The sequence below is a fragment of the Helicobacter canis genome, from assembly GCF_900451095.1.
GTDB classification, from domain to species: domain Bacteria; phylum Campylobacterota; class Campylobacteria; order Campylobacterales; family Helicobacteraceae; genus Helicobacter_B; species Helicobacter_B zhangjianzhongii.
On sequence record NZ_UGHV01000001.1, the window covers coordinates 1,550,476 to 1,569,165 of the forward strand.

Below are 18,690 nucleotides of genomic sequence, written 5' to 3' on the forward strand. Positions count from 1 at the left end.
CTTAAAAATTTTTGCCACCTTTCGGATCTGTCCCCTACTCGCGCGGTCAAATAGGAATTTATTATCGCAGAAACTAGCTAAAAACTAGCTAAAAACTAGCTAAAAACTAGCACAAAATAAGCTCTATCTTGCCTTTTGGATTCCCAGCTATGGCGCAGCGTATAATATCTCCTTCGCGGAAAAACTGCCCCAAAGGCTGCATAGTTTGCGGGATTTTACTAATATGCAAAAGCCCATCGTTGCCTCTAGGTAGGGAGATAAACACGCCAAAATCCATAATACGCTTAATGGTGCCATCAACTTCTTCGCCAATTTCATAATGCGCATTTGGGCTAACAAGCTGGGTAATAAATGCTTTGGCATTTTGGAGATTTTGTGCACAATCTGCTTGGATACAGATCCTTTCATTTTCTCGTTCAATATCAATGCTAACCTTAAACCGCTCGATAATATCTTTGATCACCTTGCCACCCTGCCCAATAATATCTGGGATCTTATAGCTAGGGATAGAGAGATACTCGCTTTTGGGGAGCAAATGTGTATGGGGGATAATGGCTTGTGCGGCTTGCTCCATTTGCTCTAAAATGTGGATTCTAGCGCGTTTTGCTTGGTGGAGTGCATCGTGTAAAATATCTGGGCTAATACCCCCTAGCTTAATATCCATTTGCATAGCAGTGATGGCGTGCTTGGTGCCTGCGATTTTAAAGTCCATATCGCCATCGTGATCTTCTAGTCCCATAATATCCGTAAGCACAGCATATTGCTTGCCATCAATCACAAGCCCCATTGCTACGCCTGCGACAAGGGGATTATCTAAGCCACACGCGCGTAAGGCAAGAGAGCCGCCGCACACACTTGCCATAGAGCTTGAGCCGTTGGATTCTAGGATTTCAGAGACTAGGCGGATTGTGTGTTTGGTGGGTGGGATATTGGATTCTAGGGCTTTTTTGGCAAGATTGCCGTGCCCTAACTCTCTGCGCCCCACACCTCCTATCATACTTGCCTCCCCCACACTAAAGCCCGGAAAATTGTAGTGGAACATAAATCGCTCCTTGCCCCCACCGCTAAGGTCTTCTTGTATTTGCGCATCGTTTTCACTGCCTAGCGTGCAAACTACCAGAGCTTGTGTCTGCCCTCTAGTAAAAAGCGCGCTAGAATGCGCACAAGGCAAGACATTTGTCTCTATGCTAATTGGGCGAACTTCTTCTAGACCTCTGCCATCAGCGCGTCTATGTTCTTGCAAGATCATCGCACGCACTTGGTGTTTTTTATACAGCCCGAGCATATCATAGATGGATTCTAGCTCCCAAATGGGGTTTTTGGCATAAATATCTTTAGCTAGAGATTCTAGCTCGCTATTGCGCTCACTCTTGCTCATTTGCGTAATGGCTTGGCGCACATCATTGCTATAATGTGTAGCAATATGCTCATAAATATGTGGGTGGGTTTTGGTAAGTGCTAGTGGCAGTGGCTTTGGGCTAGATTTATGGGGGATAAGTTTTGCTTCATATTGTGCGCAATCCGCTTGGATTGTCTGCTTGGCTAGTGCTATGGCAGCCATTAGCTCATCTTCTGTCAAGCTCTCATCGCTTCCTTTCATCTCTATCATCAAAATATCCCCCTTGCTCCCAGCTACATAGAGATCAAGACTGGATTCTAGCATTGCTTGTTTGTCGTGATTGATTACAAAGCTGCCTTGGACCTTACCGATACGCACGCTACTCACAGGTGGGATAAAATCCAGCGAGCTAAGGAGTAGGGCATTTGCTGCAGCGTGCAGGGCGCATACTTGCAAATCACTTACGCCATCATAGCTTAGCACAAGGATTGTGATTTGCGTGGGGTAGCGATAGCCTACGGGAAAAAGTGGGCGCAAGGTGCGATCAATAATGCGCGAGGTGAGTGTCTCAAACTCACTGGGCTTGCCTTCTCGCTTGATAAATCCGCCCGGGATCTTGCGCACAGCATAGGATTTGTGGATATATTGCACAACAAGTGGGAGAAAATCATCATCAGTAGGCGTCTCATCGACAGCGACACTTGCGAGCAAGATTGTCCCACCAGAGCGATACCACACGCTTCCACACGCTTGCCTAGCGACATAATCAAGCTTGTATTGTTCGGTAAGATTTGTTAATGCCAAGTCAATTTGGTGCATTATGATCCTTTTTGTATGAGGTTTGGTTTGGCGATGTATTTATCCATAATAGCTAGGGCTTCTTCTTCGCTTATGGGGTCTAGGCTTTTGTAGTAGTGGCTTGTGGAGACAAAGTATCTAGGCTTATAGACAGCCACTAGCGCATCACTTGTGCGGGATAAAATTGTAGCAATATCATAGGGTATAGTAGGGCTTAGGACATAGATGCTTTTTGCCTTTTTTTGGATACAAGTTTTGATGGCTAGATCCATTGTGATGCCTGTCTCTACACCTTGATCGATTAAGAAGACATTTTTTTGCCCTAGCTCGCTCAAGGTCGCACCCTTGCGGAATTTATAGATTCTAGGGAGAATGATCTCCTCATAAGCCCTCTTGGCTTCTCCATAGACATAATCAAGCGAAATACCAAAAGAATCAATCAGTGGCTCATTGATGATTAAATCCATATTTTCACTCACTGTTGCAATCTCACATTCATTATTAGCAGGAGCAATAACAGGTGCGCAAAAAAGCATATCAAGCCCAGAATCCAGCTTGCTAGCAAGCCTATCGGCTAAAAATAGTCCCGCAAAGCTTGTAGATAGCACAATGCTATTATCGTGGGCAAGATGGTGATTGATAAGCTCATCATAAAGCTTTAAAAACGCTTCTTCCCTATCTTCAAAGCACACAAGGTTTTTTTGATCATTTTCCATAGCGTGCCTTATAATTGCTTGTTAAGCTCGTGATAATGCTGGATATAGACCTCTTGCATACATTGCTGCAGCTCTTCATACCACGATTCTAGTGGCTCAATGGAGTCTTGGCTTTGGGTAGAATCTTGCTGCGAGATGAAGTAGCTAGAGTGTGGGTCATAGATTGGATATAGTCCTTTGCTTTTCTTCGCACCAGCTTTGGCGTTATTGTAGGAGTCTATATTGTGGTAAAAAACTTGTTTGCTTGGGTGCTCATTGATATAAAATGGCTTAAGCAGCACCATCCTAGCGACATTGCTCGTGGCTTCAATGGGAGATGAATTGTAGATTTTGCGCGTGTTGATAAGCACGATGGGCTGGATTTTTAGCTTGAATTTTTCTGCGATGATTTTTGCGCCGGGCTTAAAGGATAAGAAACGCTCTTTGCCCTTGCTGCGCGTGCCTTCGGGGAAGATTACAATGGGGCGATTTTGGGCGAGCTTTTGCTTGATCGCTTGTAGCAGTGCGACAAGTCCGCGCTTATCATCTCTGTCAATAAGGATCATTTCCGGTCCTGTGAGTGCATAGCCATAAAATGGAATCTCGCCTAACTGCTTTTTGGCAACCCAGCAGATATTGCGCGGGTGGTAGGCTTCAAGGCATAAAATATCCGCGACACTTTGGTGATTCATAATAATTAGCTCGGCTTCTTTATCAAAATCGCCTAGCTGCTCAAGCGTGATATTTGCGTAGGTGAAGAATCGATAGCAAGATTTTCTAGCATTGCGTGCGTTGTTGGTCTTGCGATTTAAGTAAATAAAGCAAATAATAATCGCCAGTCCAATGCCGATTAAGACAACTTCGTATATGCCCTTGATTCTAGTGCGCATCATCTTTCCTTATCCAGCCTATGGCTTCTTTGGGTGTGATGATTTTATAATACTCGCCGTGCTCGCCAATGATTTTAATACGCATAGCCTCGCTTGTAGTCTCAAGCAAAGTGGAGTTATGTGTAGGTAGAATCCAAATATTCGTCTGGGCTTGCAAAGTGGCGGTTTTGGTATAGAAGAGATAGTAGAGTAGATATATCGCTATAATCACACCAAGTGCGAGCCATATCTTACGCAAGCGTTTGGAGAAAAAGGCTAAGACAAAGCAGCTAATGGCAACCCCACCGATAAACAATGCCCAATACATTAGATAAGTGTTTTTAGGCTTTAGGTTCTCTTGTGTCGTTACGCCATCAGCAGTAGGCACGATGGGGATGCGGATTTGCTCGAAGCGGTTTGTTTGGGTGGAGAAGTATTCAAATAAGAGATGCTGCATACTTTTTGGCACGACTGCATAAAAAATCGCTTTAGATTCTAGAGGACCAAAGCTTGATCGCTCAATACCCTGTTTGTCGATTTCTGGGATCTTGAAGTCCTCTAGATTTGCATTTTTGGCGATGAGTTCAAAGGCGATAAGATTGCCTTGATCATCATAGGACTTGGCTTTATAAATCCCTAGGCGCAAGTCTTCTCCCACGACACCGGCGTAGTTTTTGTTTTGATACAAATCCGTAGCATTAAGCACGATAGGATCGCTTGTAGCCACATCAATATATGATCCATCGCTTGCGATTGCAGAGACTTCAAAAGCTGGGATTTTGGCATTTTGGGATTTGATTTTGAAAAGATAGGTGATCTCATAGGTTTTTTGTAAGCTTTGTGCCGTGCTAGAATCTAGCTCAACTTCTTGCCACGCTTGATTTGGATTCTCTAAGGCTATGGCATTGGTCGAGGTTTTTTCTTTGAAAGAGCTTTGATTTAACGAGGCATTATTGAAAAACAGCACGCGATAGGTGATAGGGATCCTCTGCCCGACATAAAGCGTAGAGCTTAAAGTGGATTCTGGTGTGATATTTTGCAAGTGGAGAATCTGCTCTGTGCTGTTGTTAGGGCGGATAAAGGCTTCTTGCGTGCTAGGCTCGCTAGAATCTGCAAATGACTCTAGGAGATTAGATTCTATGATATTAGAATCTAAAGTAGGCTCTGCATAAAGAGTGCATAGCAATAGCAGTGAGAGTGCAGGTGCAAGATATATGCGTAACATTCTAGCCCTTATAGATGGATTCTAGCATTGCTATGCCTTGTGCATTTTGCGTTGGCTTTGGGGGGATCTGCGTGCTGTAGCTATGGCGAATGTCAGCATATCTAGCGCGTTTGTATAGCATTTTTTCACACGCTCTCTCTGGGTGGGGCATAAGCCCGAAAATATTTTTGTCCTTATTGCAAATGCCCGCGATAGAATCCACAGAGCCATTGAGATTATCCACATAGCGCAAGAGAATCTGCCCAGATTCTTGCATTTGTCCTAGGCTGTCTTCATCGATATGGTATCGCCCATCAGCGTGTGCGATAGGAAGAGCGATGAGATCATCTTGCTTATGTGGGCGCAAGAAAGCATTGTCTGTATTTGCTATGCGTAAAGGGGTTGTTTTAGAGATGAAGTGGAGATTGTGATTGCGCATAAGTGCGCCGGGCAGAAGCTTGGCTTCGGTTAGGATTTGAAAGCCATTGCAAATACCCAGAATCCGCCCGCCATTTTCACCAAATGCTTTAATAGCTTTCATTATCGGTGCAAACCGCGCGATCGCCCCACTGCGCAAGTAATCTCCATAGCTAAAGCCTCCGGCTAAGATGACAAGCTTTGTGTCTTTAGGCAAAGATGTGTCTTTGTGCCAGATGATGGCACTTGGAATGCGCAAGAGCTTTTCATAGATATAGTGCATATCAAATTCACAATTTGTCCCAGCAAAACGCACGATACTTACCATAGTGGGTCCTTATGCTTGAGATGTGTTTGTGCTATCAAGGATTTGCATCTCATACTCTTCTATCACAGGATTAGCAAGCAGATCTTTGGCGATTTGCTGTGCGATTTGCTCGCAATGTTGATTTTGTGCGAATTCTAAGATGATTTGCTTTTTTACCACGACTTGCGCTACTTGTGGGAATCCAAGTGATTCTATGGCGTGATGGATAGCTTTTGCCTGTGGGTCTAGGACACCATTTTTTAGGGATATTGTAACTTTTGCTTGCATTGTCTTTCCTTGAAACTATTGCTTGAATTATGAAAAATTGTTTTGTATGCGTCTTAGCACTTCTTCATACGCACCTTTTAGATCTCCTAAATCCTGCCTAAAGCGATCTTTATCAAGCTTTTGGTTTGTCTGCTTATCCCAAAGCCGACAGCTATCTGGAGATATTTCATCAGCTAGGATAATTTCACCTTGTGCATTTCTGCCAAATTCAAGCTTAAAATCCACAAGCTTTAAGCCCCTTTGATCGAAGAAATCTCGCAAGATCGCGTTGATTTTACGCGCTTGATCGCGCAAGAAGCTTAGGTCGTTTTCATCATCAACAATGCCTAAAATCTTGCAATGCTCATCGTTGATGATTGGGTCATTTAGCGCATCATCTTTATAGTAAAACTCCACAAGTGTAAAGGGCAGCACAAGCCCATCTTCTATACCTAGTCTCTTGCTCAAGGAGCCTGTGGCGATATTGCGCACGACAACTTCAATGGGGATTATCTGCACTTTTTGGCAGAGCATTGTTGTGGAGCTAAGAAATTGGATAAAGTGGCTTTTTATACCTTTTTGCGCAAGTAGGTTAAAGAGTATGCTACTAATTAGGCAATTTAGCGCACCTTTGCCATCTTCACTACTGCGTTTTTGTGCATTAAATGCAGTAAGATCATCTTTAAACTCCGCGATGACTTCATTGGGATTTTCTGTGGCAAAGAGTTTTTTACCCTTGCCTTCATAAAGCAGTGCTTGTTGTGTTAGCATAGATTCTCCTTTGGTGTGTGGTGGGCTACTTTTTGGGCTTGTCTTGTGTCTTTGCAGAATCTAATATCCCCCACGCCCTTAGCGCATCAATGGCGGATTTGAGTTGAATATCATTAGAAATATCCGCATTTGTAATGTTCTTTTGATTTTCAGGCGATGATTTTTCATCGGATTTTGACTCAGTATTATCAAGTTTTTGCAATTCGTTTTGTAAGTGATTGCGCAAGTCTGCTTCTTTAATCTCAAATCCCCCTTCGCTTTGTGGCACAACGCCTGGATATACGACAATATCAGGCTTCACGCCTACGGCTTGTATCGTGCGCCCACTTGGGAGATAGTATTTAGCTGTAGTGAGCTTGATCGCTTCAGTAGCATTGATTGGAATCACGATTTGCACACTGCCTTTGCCAAAGGTTTCTTCCCCTATGATGATCGCACGATGATGATCTTGCAATGCACCAGAGACAATTTCACTAGCACTTGCTGTCCCGCCATTGACAAGCACGACAATAGGGAGCTTGCTATAAGGGGCTTTGCCATTTGCATTGTAGATGATGTTTTCTTCTTTGATTTTGCCTTTTTGGGAGACGATCACGCCGCTTTTGATAAAGAGATTAGATAAATCAACCGCTTGGTCTAGCAATCCTCCCGGATTATTACGCAAATCAAGCACAAGTCCTTGTATCCCATTATGTTCTTTTAGTGCTTGCTTGACACTTTGGGCGACATTTTTGTCAAAGGAATTAACCCGCACATAGAGATAAGGCGTATTATCAATAGTCTTGGCATAGACTGATTTTACTTTGATTATATCGCGCATTAAGGTAAAGACTAGAGGCTTACTCTCGCCTTTGCGCACGATGGTTATGGTGATTTGTGTTTTTGGCTTTCCACGCATAAGATTAACTGCATCATCGATACTCATACCAATGGTGCTTTGGTCTTCAATTTTTAAGATCACATCGCCACTTTTTAGCCCAGCTTTGTGTGCCGGAGTGCCTTCTAAAGGCGCGATGATGGTAAGCGCACCATCTTTTAGCCCAACGGTAATCCCAAGCCCACCAAACTCGCCTTCGGTTTGAGTTTTTAGCTCTTTGTATTTTTTCTCGCTAAGATATTCGCTATGGGCATCAAGATTAGCGATAAGCCCATCGATGGCTTTGTTGATCAAGCTATCAATAGGCACATCATCAACATAGTAAGATTCTATCGTAGCAATGGCTTGCGCAAGCCTATCATAAGCTTGCGCTCGCTGCTTTTTTGTATCTACTTTTTGCGGTGAGTCATCTTTGGCAAGTGCTGTGAGACTTCCAAAAGCAAGAAACACACTAAAAAATGCGATCCCTATACCTAAAAAGAAATTTCTACTCATAATATAACCTTAAAATACTAGTCTTAAATCTCTAAGATCTGCTACGCCAGCCCCACGCCGGCAAGATATAAGCAAACAAGAGAATCTAGTCTAATGGGAGGAATTTGCTTTAAAAAATCGGCATTTTATCTAAAAAAGTCCAAAATACTTATGAAATATTGCTCTATGCTTGCAACAAGGCTTGGATCATTTGCTCTATGGTATGCAAACTATCTGGCTCAACTAGTCGCTCTAGGACTTCTTGCCCATTTTTATAAAATATCAAAGTAGGGATTCTGCGTATGGCAAGCTCCTGCTTTAAATCTTGGCTTGCATCAAAATCAAGCAAGATAAAATCCACTTGTGGATATTTGGATTCTAAGGTTTGCATTATAGGCTCGATTTTGCGGCAGTCTGGACACCAAGGCGCGCTCATCTCTACTATACATAGTTGAGATTTTATCAGTTCAGCGAAGTTTTGTTTTGTAGCTAGCTTCATAGTTATCCTTAATGTTGTTGGTGTGAATGGCTTTAAGCACTTCATAAATCTTACAACGATGAAGTAAATTTATAGCGACTATTATTTATAGCTACAAAGATAATCTAATCCAAAATCAATAAAACTCATAGCGCGATATGTGCCTAAATGCGAGATGGTTTGGGGGATGGCAGTATCTATGCTGATAAATATACACTCTTTATACATTGCCCCTGCTTTGGAGAGTTTAGATTCTATTAGGGCTTGATTGGGAAAAGGCGTGGCAAAGAGTGCTGTGCCTTGTAAGATAAAATCACAAGTATCATCATAGGTTATTGCTAAAGATTTGTGTAAGAGCTCACAGGCGATCATATTTTCAAAAATCGCTTGGAAGCTTGGCGTGGGGGAGATCGCATAGGGTAGGGCGAAGTTATAGAAGTAGAGCTTGGATTCTTTGCCATTTTTGTGTGTGAGCGTGAAGACCACTTGGTCATCTAAGAGAGTTTGCACAAAGGCATATATTTTGTCTTTGGAGATTTTTTGCTGCTGTTTAAGTAGGCAAAATGCATTGTGTGTCTTAAATGGCTTTGCTTGATAGTGGAGCAAAAATGCCAGAATACTTGTGTCTTGCTTGGCATAGAGCAGGGTGATTTCTTGTATCCTTTGGATACGCTTATGTTCTGGCATTAGAGCGATTTCTGGGAGATTACCTTCTTTGAGAAAGCTGGCAAATATGGATTCTAGGCGATTACCTTTGCTAAAAGATACATACTCCTCAAAGCTCAAAGCTCGCACACAATGAGTATGAAAGCTTGCACGGATAGATTCTGATATATGGGAGATTTTTGTAGTGATTAGGATAATATTTGGGTGGCTTGGGATTGTGATCTCTGGGAGATAGTTGTCAATAATTAGCACACCAAATTTTTTCTCTAAAAATAGCTTTAGCAGGGAGGCTTGCGCTCTTTCTTTATGTAGGCGCAAATCCGCACAATCTACTAGAATCTGGTGCTTGTAGCTACGCGCTAGATCAAGGGCTAATGCGCTCTTGCCACATTTGGGCGCGCCATATAGGAGCAATCTATCTTGTTTGGGGGTATTTGAGCGCGGAAATATGCTAAAGCCCTTGTTTTTCTCCTCGTATGCTTTGGCAAAATCTATCATCACTCTAGTCGTGCTTACTCTTTGCGTTGTTGTGCAAAATTAATTGTCTAATTTCTTCAAAACGCGCGTGCAAATGCGGGTCTGTGGCGTGATTGATAAACGCACCATTTGCTGGCTCATCAAAGTGGCTTGCTATGGGTTTTTGAGAAGTGGGGTGCTGAAGAATATGTCTAGGCACATAGCCAGAGATTTGGACATTTTGCATAAAGTTTTGCATTGATGTCTCTCCAATGCTTGCTAAAAAGGCTTTAAAAGTATCAGGATAGGATTTTAAACAATACATAATGTCTTTTTTTTTATAATGATTAAAGTTATAGGCGTGGCTTGGATGATTGAAGCAAAAGAGCAGTTTAGGTGGATTGTAGGAGATCGCTAGAAGTCCTTTTTGCATATCAGCTGGCAAGACATATTTAAGCTTCTCTAGATTCTCCCTAGAGTGCAGACGACTAGCAAGCGTGCTGTTGTTGGCAAAAAAAGAGGTGATGACTTGATGAATGGTTTTCATAGGTTGATTGTAGCATATTTTCTTATGCTCCTTATGCAGGGGTGTGGATTTCAAGGAGATCCTTACTATGGTGATCCTAGCACGGCAACAAGGTTTAATGATTTATCTGTTTTGGAAAATAAAATCGAGTAGCAAGTCAAGTAGGCATATCCCAAAGTCTATTTGACTTGTTTATAGATAGCTTGCATATAGGCTTTAGCTGGTGTATCGCGCACATAGATGATGGAATTATGTCCTAGACATAATTCGATGTGGTTAGGCTTATTTGGCTTGATTTTTGTCTTGCTAGAATCTTGCGTGGCTTTATCGCATTGCTTTAGTGTCAGTGTCGCTATGGGGGTGTTTTGGGCTGTTAGCTGGATGGTTTGTGGATGTCGGTGGGGGATTTTGCTTAGCAATATTCGCTTAGGCAGCACGCTTGTTATGCGTAAGTCCGCACTTGTTGTTGCCATAGAGTAGGTAGAGCCAAGCACAGAGCCTAGTAGCCCTAGCAGTGGATCAACCTGATCAAGTGCGCTAGATACGCCCACTTGCATAGCAAGCTTAATGCTACTTGAGACAAGTGCGCGCGTGCTTATGGCTTTAAGCTGTTTATCAAACTCAGTGGCGATGATAGAATCCACTTCTGCTAGCACTTCAAATGTCTTTGTAGAATCTAGTCTATACTCTTGTGCATAGCTTGGGATCGATTCTAGCTGCGGCAATGCTAAGCCAAAGTGAAAAAGCCCTTGAGCCGTGTAAAATGGCAGTGATATGCGCAATTCGCTTTTTCTTACCTGCCTGCCTTCTTCAAGAATAATCCAAGTATAAGCCTGTTTGTTGCGCGTAAGAAAATGCTGCAAGTCATTAGCGATAGTTGGCGAGCGTGTGATCCCATAAGATTCTTTAAGATAGTCTAACCCCTTAGAATCCCCAGAGAGCAAAAATACTAATCCAGAGAGATAAGACACGCTTGGGTTGATGAAGTTTTCAAACGCGCTAAATTGCTTGAGATTCCCATAATATTGCGTGAGAATACTATCGATTTCTCGGGTGGATTTGGATTGATCGATAATGCCATTGGCACTGCTTTGGTTGTAGCGACTTTGTTCTTGCGCTAGAGCTTTAGATATTTGGCTAGTGTAGTATTCTTTGGCTCTTCTTTGGCGGTCATTGGCGCGATTAAACTCCACTCTAGCACGGGCTTGATCGCCCTGTGCAAGATAGGCTAGAGCTTTATAGTAATTGACAAATATACTCTCATATATATTGCCACGATACTCTCTTGCATTGTCATTTACAAGGGTGGATCCCACTTGAGAGAGTGTGGAAGCAAGCAGTCCTTCTTGCTCAAATGCCAAAAGTCTATTTTCGCTTTGATCTAGGAGTGATAAGGTATCGGCGTTTTGGGTAGTAAAGCCACTTATCCCTGCTTGTATAAGCCATAAAAGATCATTGTTTTTAGCCTTTTTTTGTGCAAACTTATGTGCTTTGTCGGCAGAGTGGTGGTAATAGATTCTACTAAAATGCTCTAATGTGGCGACATCTGTGGCACATCCTGTAAAGCAGCCAAGACAGATACACAATGCCATTATGCAAGCAAAGTGCTTTGTGCAAAATAATACCCATAGTCGCATTTGTATCCTTGCGTGTGATTGGTGTGCTAGATACTCTTATTTTGGGCATTATAGCAAGATTTTTATGTGGATTCTCTCTAGATTTATGCCGCGTTTTATATTATAAATTTCAATAAATGTATGCTACAATCCCGCTCCCAATCCCACTAGAGAGTTTATCAATGCAAAATATACGAAATATCGCAGTAATAGCACACGTAGATCACGGCAAAACGACATTAGTTGATGGGCTTTTGAGCCAGTCTGGCACTTTTGGAGAGCGCGAGAAAGTCGATGAGCGCGTAATGGATTCTAACGATTTAGAAAGAGAGCGTGGGATCACGATACTCTCTAAAAATACAGCAATTACCTACAAAGATACTAAGATCAATATTATAGACACGCCCGGGCACGCAGATTTTGGCGGAGAGGTGGAGCGAGTGCTAAAAATGGTTGATGGTGTCTTGCTGCTTGTAGATGCACAAGAAGGCGTTATGCCACAGACAAAGTTTGTCGTCAAAAAGGCTTTAAGTTTTGGGATCCGCCCCATTGTCGTGGTAAATAAAATCGACAAGCCCGCCGCAGAGCCTGATAGAGTTGTTGATGAAGTCTTTGATCTTTTTGTTGCTATGGGTGCTAGCGATGAGCAGCTGGATTTCCCGGTGGTGTATGCTGCTGCGCGTGATGGCTATGCGATAAAAGACCTTAATGACCCTAAGGAGAACCTAGAGCCATTGTTTGAAACGATTTTAAAGTATGTCCCTGCTCCTAGTGGTAGCGTAGAAAATGCCTTGCAAATGCAAATATTCACTCTTGATTATGATAATTATGTAGGGAAAATTGGCATTGCGCGGGTGTTTAATGGGCGTGTGAAAAAGAATGAGAGTGTAATGCTTGCCAAAAGTGATGGTGAGAAAGAGACAGGGCGCATCACAAAGCTCATTGGCTTTATGGGATTAGCGCGCACAGAGATAGAATCTGCTGAAGCAGGAGATATTGTAGCTATTGCTGGGTTTAATGCCATTGATGTGGGGGATTCTATCGTTGATCCAAACAATCCTATGCCACTAGATCCTATGCACTTAGAAGAGCCTACAATGAGTGTGTATTTTGCGGTCAATGATAGTCCGTTAGCAGGCTTAGAGGGCAAGCATGTAACAGTAAATAAACTAAAAGATAGATTACTTAAAGAAATGCAGACTAATATCGCTATGCGCTGTGAAGAAATGGGCGAAGGGAAATTTCGCGTGAGTGGTAGAGGTGAGCTGCAAATCACGATTTTAGCCGAGAATCTACGGCGTGAAGGGTTTGAGTTTAGCATCTCGCGACCAGAAGTTATCATTAAAGAAATCGGTGGGGCTAAATGCGAGCCTTTTGAGCATCTTGTCATTGATACGCCACAGGATTTTAGTGGAGCGATTATCGAGCGACTTGGCAAGCGTAAGGCTGAAATGAAAGCGATGAATCCTATGGGCGATGGCTACACGAGGCTAGAGTTTGAAATCCCAGCAAGAGGGCTTATAGGCTATCGTAGCGAGTTTTTGACTGATACGAAAGGCGAGGGGATTATGAATCATAGCTTTTTGGAGTTTCGTCCATTTAGTGGCAATGTAGAATCTCGTAAAAATGGTGCGCTTATTTCTATGGAAAATGGTGAAGCGACAGGCTTTTCGCTCTTTAATATCCAAGAAAGAGGTGTGTTGTTTATCACACCACAGACCAAAGTGTATGTGGGAATGGTAATAGGCGAGCATAGTCGCGATAATGATTTAGATGTCAATCCCATTAAGGCAAAACATTTGACAAATATGCGCGCAAGTGGGAGTGATGATGCCATTAAGCTTGTGCCCCCACGAGATCTTACCTTGGAGCGCGCGCTAGAGTGGATAGAAGAAGATGAGATTTTAGAGGTTACGCCAAGTAATGTCCGCATTCGCAAAAAGATCCTTGAGCCAAATTTGCGCAAGCGGGCTGCCAGCAAGAAATAGCACGCATTATTGATACCATTGCAAAGGAGTGAGAATGGATAATGGTTTTATCCAAGCGATGCGTTTTCGGCACGCTTGTAAGAAATTTGATGAGACAAGGTCGATCCCAGCTGATGTGTTTGAGGCAATCCTAGAATCTGGCAGACTTTCGCCAAGCTCTTTTGGTATGGAGCCTACGCGATTGCTAGTAGTAAGAGATAAGAAAAAAAAAGAGCAGCTAAAGGCTTTGTGCTGGAATCAAGATCAAATCACCCAAGCCAGCGAGCTTGTGATATATCTTTCTAAAATTGCAGATATGCAGAGCGATAGTAATTATGCAATGTGGAGTTTTATGCGTAAAGGTATCAATATCGATCGTATTAAGGCATATAAAGATGAGCGATATAAGGGCTTTTTGCAGGCTAATGGTTATATAGATAGCCAAAGTATTTTTCAATGGAGTGCTAGGCAAGCGTATATAACAGCAAGCTCTATGATGAATTGCGCGGCGTATTTGGGCGTGGATTCCTGTGCAATAGAAGGGTTTGAGAAAGACAATGTTGAGAAGTCTTTAGCTCTTGATACATTTGATTATCAAGTGGCGTTGATTATGACTTTTGGCTATCGGTTAGAAGCACCTAAAAGACCAGCCCCACGCATTAGTATGAATGAATTTGTGCAATACATATAGGGAGATATACAATGGCAATGACAGGTATAAAGGTAGTAAAAAGAAGTGGGCGCATAGAAACACTTGATATACGCAAGATCCAAAAATACACCGCAAGTGCTATTGCGGGTTTAAGTGGCGTGAGTCAAAGTGACTTGGAGCTTGATGCAAAACTACACTTTAAAGATGGTATTACGACTAAAGAAATCCAGCAAGCTCTCATCAAAGCAGCAGTCGATAAAATCGACATTGATGCGCCAAATTGGACATTTGTCGCGGCGCGATTGTTTCTCTATGATTTATATCATCGCGTGAGTAGATTCACTGGCTATAAAAGCTTGCGAGAGTATTTTGAAAAAGCTGAAAAGGCAGGGCGAGTTGTCATAGGATTAAAGGAAAAGTTTGATTTGGATTTGCTTAACTCCCACATTGCGCCAGAGCGTGATTTGCAATTTAATTATCTTGGGATTAAAACACTATATGATCGCTATTTGATCAAAGATGCAGGTGGCGAGCCTATCGAACTACCACAGCATATGTTTATGGCGATTGCAATGTTTCTAGCACAAAATGAACAAAATCCAAATGAATGGGCGATTAAGTTTTATGATTTAATTTCAAAATTTGAAGTTGTCTGTGCGACCCCAACTTTAGCCAATGCGCGCACACCAAGACATCAACTAAGCTCTTGCTTCATAGGAAGCACGCCGGATAATATTGAAGGTATTTTTGATGCATATAAAGAAATGGCGTTGCTTAGTAAGTATGGTGGTGGTATCGGCTGGGACTACTCCAAGGTAAGGGGACTTGGAAGTTTTATCGATGGACATAAGCGTGCTGCGGGTGGTGTCGTGCCATTTTTAAAGATCACCAATGATGTAGCCATCGCCGTAGATCAGCTTGGCACGCGTAAGGGTGCTATTGCTACTTATTTGGAGATTTGGCATTTTGATGTAACGGATTTTATTGATTTGCGTAAAAATTCTGGCGAAGAGCGCAGGCGCACACACGATCTATTTCCAGCATTGTGGATTCCAGATTTGTTTATGAAGCGTGTGGCAGAAGATAGACTCTGGACATTGTTTGATCCCTATCAATGTCCAGAGCTTACGGAACTGTATGGAGAAGAGTTTGAAAAGCGTTATATCGAGCTAGAAAATGACTCAAGTATCATTAAAGAAGAAATTAGAGCAAAAGATCTATGGAAAAAGATTTTAGTCAATTATTTTGAAACAGGCTTGCCATTTTTATGCTTCAAAGATAACGCCAATCGCGCAAACCCCAATAAACATGCTGGCATTATCCGCAGCTCAAATCTCTGCACAGAGATATTCCAAAATACCGCGCCAAGCCATTATAAAATAGAAATAGAATTTGAAGATGGCAATAAGGAAATATTTGAAGAAAGCGATATGATCACCACCGATGTTGGGCTGACTAAAAAGGCAAATAAGCTAACAAGTCTAGATTCTATCAATGGTAAAAAAATATTCATTACTCAAAAAATCCAAGAAGGTGGGCTGACAGCAGTCTGCAATCTTGCAAGCATTAACCTTAGTAGAATCCATACGAAAGAAGACATTGAGCGTGTGGTGCCCATAGCCATTAGAATGCTTGATAATGTGATTGATCTAAACTTCTATCCTAATCGCAAAGTCAAAACGACAAACTTGCTCAATCGAGCCGTGGGGCTTGGTGTAATGGGCGAAGCAGAATTGCTTGCTACAGAGAAGATACATTGGGGTTCACAAGAGCATTTGTGTAAAATTGATGAGCTTATGGAAATGATAAGCTATAACGCTATTTTAGCTAGCTCCAATCTTGCCAAAGAGCGTGGTAGCTACCCGCAGTTTGAAGGATCAAATTGGAGTAAGGGGATATTCCCCATTGATTTGGCAAACAAAGAAGCCTTAAAGCTTGTGGATAGAGGGGGGCTTTTTAGCTTGAGTTGTGATTGGCAGAATCTACGAGAGATTGTGCGCACAAATGGTATGCGCAATGGCTATCTTATGGCAATTGCTCCTACTAGCTCTATTAGCATTCTTGTGGGGACGACACAAACCATTGAGCCAATTTATCGCAAAAAATGGTCTGAAGAAAATCTAAGTGGGCTTATTCCTGTGGTTGCGCCAAGACTCACACTAGATACTTGGGAGTATTATAAGAGTGCGTATGATTTGGATCAGCGTGATATTATCAAAGCTGCTGCAGTGCGGCAAAAATGGATTGACCAAGGGCAAAGCACAAATATCTTTATCAAGTTAAAAGATGTTAGTGTCAGTGGCAAGATGCTACACGAGATCTATTCACTTGCTTGGAAGCTTGGACTAAAATCTACATACTATCTCCGTTCTCAAAGCCCAGAGGCAGAGGAAGTGCTAGATAGAAGCATTGAGTGTGTAAATTGTCAATAAGGAGAAATGATGGATTTTGTTAGCGTGATTATGGGTAGCAAGAGTGATTATGAAATTATGCGACATTGTTTGCAGGCGTTAGAGTCGTTTTCTATCCCGTATGAAGTGCTAATTAGCTCCGCGCATAGAAGCCCTGATAGGACAAAAGATTATATCAAACAAGCAGAATCCAAAGGTGCAAAAGTATTTATCTGTGCGGCTGGTATGGCGGCTCATTTGGCTGGGGCAGTGTGTGCGCAAACGACAAAGCCTGTCATAGGAGTCCCGCTATCTGGTGGAGTGCTTGATGGGCTTGATGCTTTGCTCTCTACTGTGCAAATGCCCGGAGGTATGCCGGTAGCTTGTATGGCTGTGGGTAAGGCTGGTGCGCTCAATGCTGCGTATATGGCGGTGCAGATTCTAGCTATTGGTAATAAGGACTTAGCGGAAAAATTGCTTGCAGATAGGGCGGCAAAAGTTGTGCAAATTGAGCAAGATTCTAAAAGCATTGAAGTGAGACTACCAAATAGGGGGTAATATGGAAGCAAAAAACGCTGCGTGGTTGGAGTTTAGCGAATTTATCAAGCTTTCTGGTCTTGAAGAGCAAAAAGTAAAAGAGATGATCGAAAATGGCTCTATCGCAAGCAAGGAAGAAGATGGGCAGATCTTCATCGAAGCACAAAGCAGCACAAATGCACTAGTCAATCGCGTGCAGACAGGACTAACTAGTGCAGAGGCTAATGGCGTGGCTTATGACCCTGTCTTTGTCGAGCGCACGATCCATACTATTATGGGTTTGCACGAGAAGGTCATTGGAGCCAAAGATGAAACAATCAGTGCTTTTAAAAGTGAAAATAGTTTTTTAAAAGAAGCATTGATTTCTATGCAAGAAGTCTATGATGATGACAAAAAGACCATTGATGTAATGCGCGAAGAGCTAAAATCCGCTAGAGAAGAGCTAGAGTTTATGAAGCGTAAATATCGGCTTATGTGGGGGAAAGTCTCTGATCTTAGCGGAAATAAATAGGTGCAAGCGACACAAGAATGCCTAGCTTGCCTACACAAGCAAGCTAGGCGCACTATATTGCATCATATAAAAACCCAAGCCCATATCACTCTACCCATACCCCAAGCTCCGCCATCTTGCCCTCCGCCAAAGCTTGCGATAGATGTTTATAGGGCGATTGGGGATTTTGTCGCAAAGATGGATTTATATCACGACCAAAAGATTGCAAGCATACAAAAGGCAAAAATAGCACTAGAGCAAATCAAAGCACATACTGATATGCCACACACACTAGAATCTGCAATTAAGCTCGCAGCACTTGGCAATATCATCGACTATGGCAGTGCAGATGAATTTGATATAGAATCGTGTTTATTTGATATGGATTCTATGGAGTTTGCTATCTATGATATAAGCAATTTAAAGCAGCGATTAGCTAGCGCACGGGAGCTTGTATATATTGGCGATAATGCTGGAGAAGATGTGTTTGATAGTGAGTGCATAAAGCTTGTAATGCAGCTGTATCCGCAGCTTAAGGTGTATTACTTCACGCGTGGCGCACCTATCATCAATGACATTACTTTGCAAGATTTGCGCGATAATCACTCGCCAATTTTAGAGATATGTGAAGTGGTGGATTCTGGGGTGCGCTCGCCGGGGTTTTTGTATGATGATGCTAGCGCGTATGCTAGGGGTTTGTATGATAGGGCTGATGTGGTTTTGGCAAAGGGTATGGGGAATTTTGAGTGTTTAGAAGATAAAGCTGATCCTAGAGTGTTTTTGCTTTTTAAGATTAAGTGCGCGGTGGTGGCAAATTTTTTGCAACATACACAAGGTAAATTTGTGCTAAAAAATCTAGCCCCAGAATCTATATAGAATCCACATAAAGGAAAT

At 42.4% G+C, this 18,690-nt stretch carries 17 protein-coding genes and 1 pseudogene; 6 read left to right on the plus strand and 12 right to left on the minus strand.

Annotated features, from left to right (window positions below; genetic code table 11):
* Window positions 1-106: 106 nt before the first annotated feature.
* The 12 genes and pseudogenes from DX060_RS07350 to DX060_RS07405 form a co-directional block, all read right to left on the minus strand.
* Entirely contained in the window at window positions 107-2,158 is a 2,052-nt protein-coding gene (locus DX060_RS07350) for a polyribonucleotide nucleotidyltransferase (protein ID WP_115011844.1), read from the minus strand.
* Entirely contained in the window at window positions 2,158-2,853 is a 696-nt protein-coding gene (locus DX060_RS07355) for a phosphoribosyltransferase (RefSeq protein ID WP_115011845.1), read from the minus strand. Before DX060_RS07355 ends, DX060_RS07350 begins: the two co-directional genes overlap by 1 nt.
* Before the next feature lie 266 nt (window positions 2,854-3,119).
* Window positions 3,120-3,725 (minus strand): annotated as a pseudogene (locus DX060_RS07360) (1-acylglycerol-3-phosphate O-acyltransferase); the annotation flags it as partial.
* On the minus strand, window positions 3,712-4,926 hold the full coding sequence (locus DX060_RS07365; RefSeq protein ID WP_115011847.1) for a hypothetical protein: 1,215 nt from the start codon (window positions 4,924-4,926) through the stop codon (window positions 3,712-3,714). The gene DX060_RS07365 and the pseudogene DX060_RS07360, both read right to left, overlap by 14 nt.
* A gap of 1 nt (window position 4,927) precedes the next feature.
* Complete coding sequence (gene purQ / locus DX060_RS07370; RefSeq protein ID WP_115011848.1) at window positions 4,928-5,650, minus strand: phosphoribosylformylglycinamidine synthase subunit PurQ; 723 nt, start codon at window positions 5,648-5,650, stop codon at window positions 4,928-4,930.
* Between the two features lie 9 nt (window positions 5,651-5,659).
* A complete protein-coding gene (purS, locus tag DX060_RS07375) occupies window positions 5,660-5,917 on the minus strand; it encodes a phosphoribosylformylglycinamidine synthase subunit PurS (protein ID WP_115011849.1) in 258 nt (85 codons plus the stop codon).
* 27 nt (window positions 5,918-5,944) lie between these two features.
* Window positions 5,945-6,667: a phosphoribosylaminoimidazolesuccinocarboxamide synthase gene (gene purC / locus DX060_RS07380; RefSeq protein ID WP_115011850.1), complete on the minus strand. Its 723-nt coding sequence runs from the start codon at window positions 6,665-6,667 to the stop codon at window positions 5,945-5,947.
* Between the two features lie 25 nt (window positions 6,668-6,692).
* On the minus strand, window positions 6,693-8,039 hold the full coding sequence (locus DX060_RS07385; RefSeq protein WP_115011851.1) for a S41 family peptidase: 1,347 nt from the start codon (window positions 8,037-8,039) through the stop codon (window positions 6,693-6,695).
* A 163-nt stretch (window positions 8,040-8,202) separates the two neighbouring features.
* Window positions 8,203-8,517 (minus strand): thioredoxin family protein, encoded by a 315-nt coding sequence (locus DX060_RS07390; RefSeq protein ID WP_115011852.1) that lies wholly within the window; start codon window positions 8,515-8,517, stop codon window positions 8,203-8,205.
* An 81-nt stretch (window positions 8,518-8,598) separates the two neighbouring features.
* Window positions 8,599-9,663, minus strand: a complete 1,065-nt coding sequence (locus DX060_RS07395; protein ID WP_147278794.1) for an ATP-binding protein — start codon at window positions 9,661-9,663, stop codon at window positions 8,599-8,601.
* 1 nt (window position 9,664) lies between these two features.
* Entirely contained in the window at window positions 9,665-10,219 is a 555-nt protein-coding gene (locus DX060_RS07400) for a hypothetical protein (protein ID WP_147278795.1), read from the minus strand.
* A gap of 104 nt (window positions 10,220-10,323) precedes the next feature.
* Entirely contained in the window at window positions 10,324-11,781 is a 1,458-nt protein-coding gene (locus DX060_RS07405) for a COG3014 family protein (protein WP_115011855.1), read from the minus strand.
* Between the two features lie 161 nt (window positions 11,782-11,942).
* Here DX060_RS07405 and typA point away from each other — a divergent pair, with 161 nt between their 5' ends.
* The 6 genes from typA to DX060_RS07435 are packed head-to-tail and all read left to right on the plus strand — an operon-like array spanning window position 11,943 to window position 18,672.
* Window positions 11,943-13,748: a translational GTPase TypA gene (typA, locus tag DX060_RS07410; protein ID WP_115012341.1), complete on the plus strand. Its 1,806-nt coding sequence runs from the start codon at window positions 11,943-11,945 to the stop codon at window positions 13,746-13,748.
* Between the two features lie 34 nt (window positions 13,749-13,782).
* Entirely contained in the window at window positions 13,783-14,418 is a 636-nt protein-coding gene (locus DX060_RS07415) for an NAD(P)H-dependent oxidoreductase (RefSeq protein WP_115011856.1), read from the plus strand.
* 17 nt (window positions 14,419-14,435) lie between these two features.
* Window positions 14,436-16,811 carry a ribonucleoside-diphosphate reductase subunit alpha gene (locus DX060_RS07420; protein WP_115012342.1) on the plus strand — a complete coding sequence of 792 codons (2,376 nt, stop codon included), beginning with the start codon at window positions 14,436-14,438 and terminating at the stop codon, window positions 16,809-16,811.
* A gap of 9 nt (window positions 16,812-16,820) precedes the next feature.
* Entirely contained in the window at window positions 16,821-17,327 is a 507-nt protein-coding gene (gene purE, locus DX060_RS07425) for a 5-(carboxyamino)imidazole ribonucleotide mutase (RefSeq protein WP_115011857.1), read from the plus strand.
* Between the two features lies 1 nt (window position 17,328).
* Window positions 17,329-17,817: a DUF3972 domain-containing protein gene (locus DX060_RS07430; protein ID WP_115011858.1), complete on the plus strand. Its 489-nt coding sequence runs from the start codon at window positions 17,329-17,331 to the stop codon at window positions 17,815-17,817.
* Window positions 17,818-18,672 carry a damage-control phosphatase ARMT1 family protein gene (locus DX060_RS07435; RefSeq protein ID WP_115011859.1) on the plus strand — a complete coding sequence of 285 codons (855 nt, stop codon included), beginning with the start codon at window positions 17,818-17,820 and terminating at the stop codon, window positions 18,670-18,672. It abuts the gene before it with no gap.
* Window positions 18,673-18,690 lie beyond the last annotated feature (18 nt).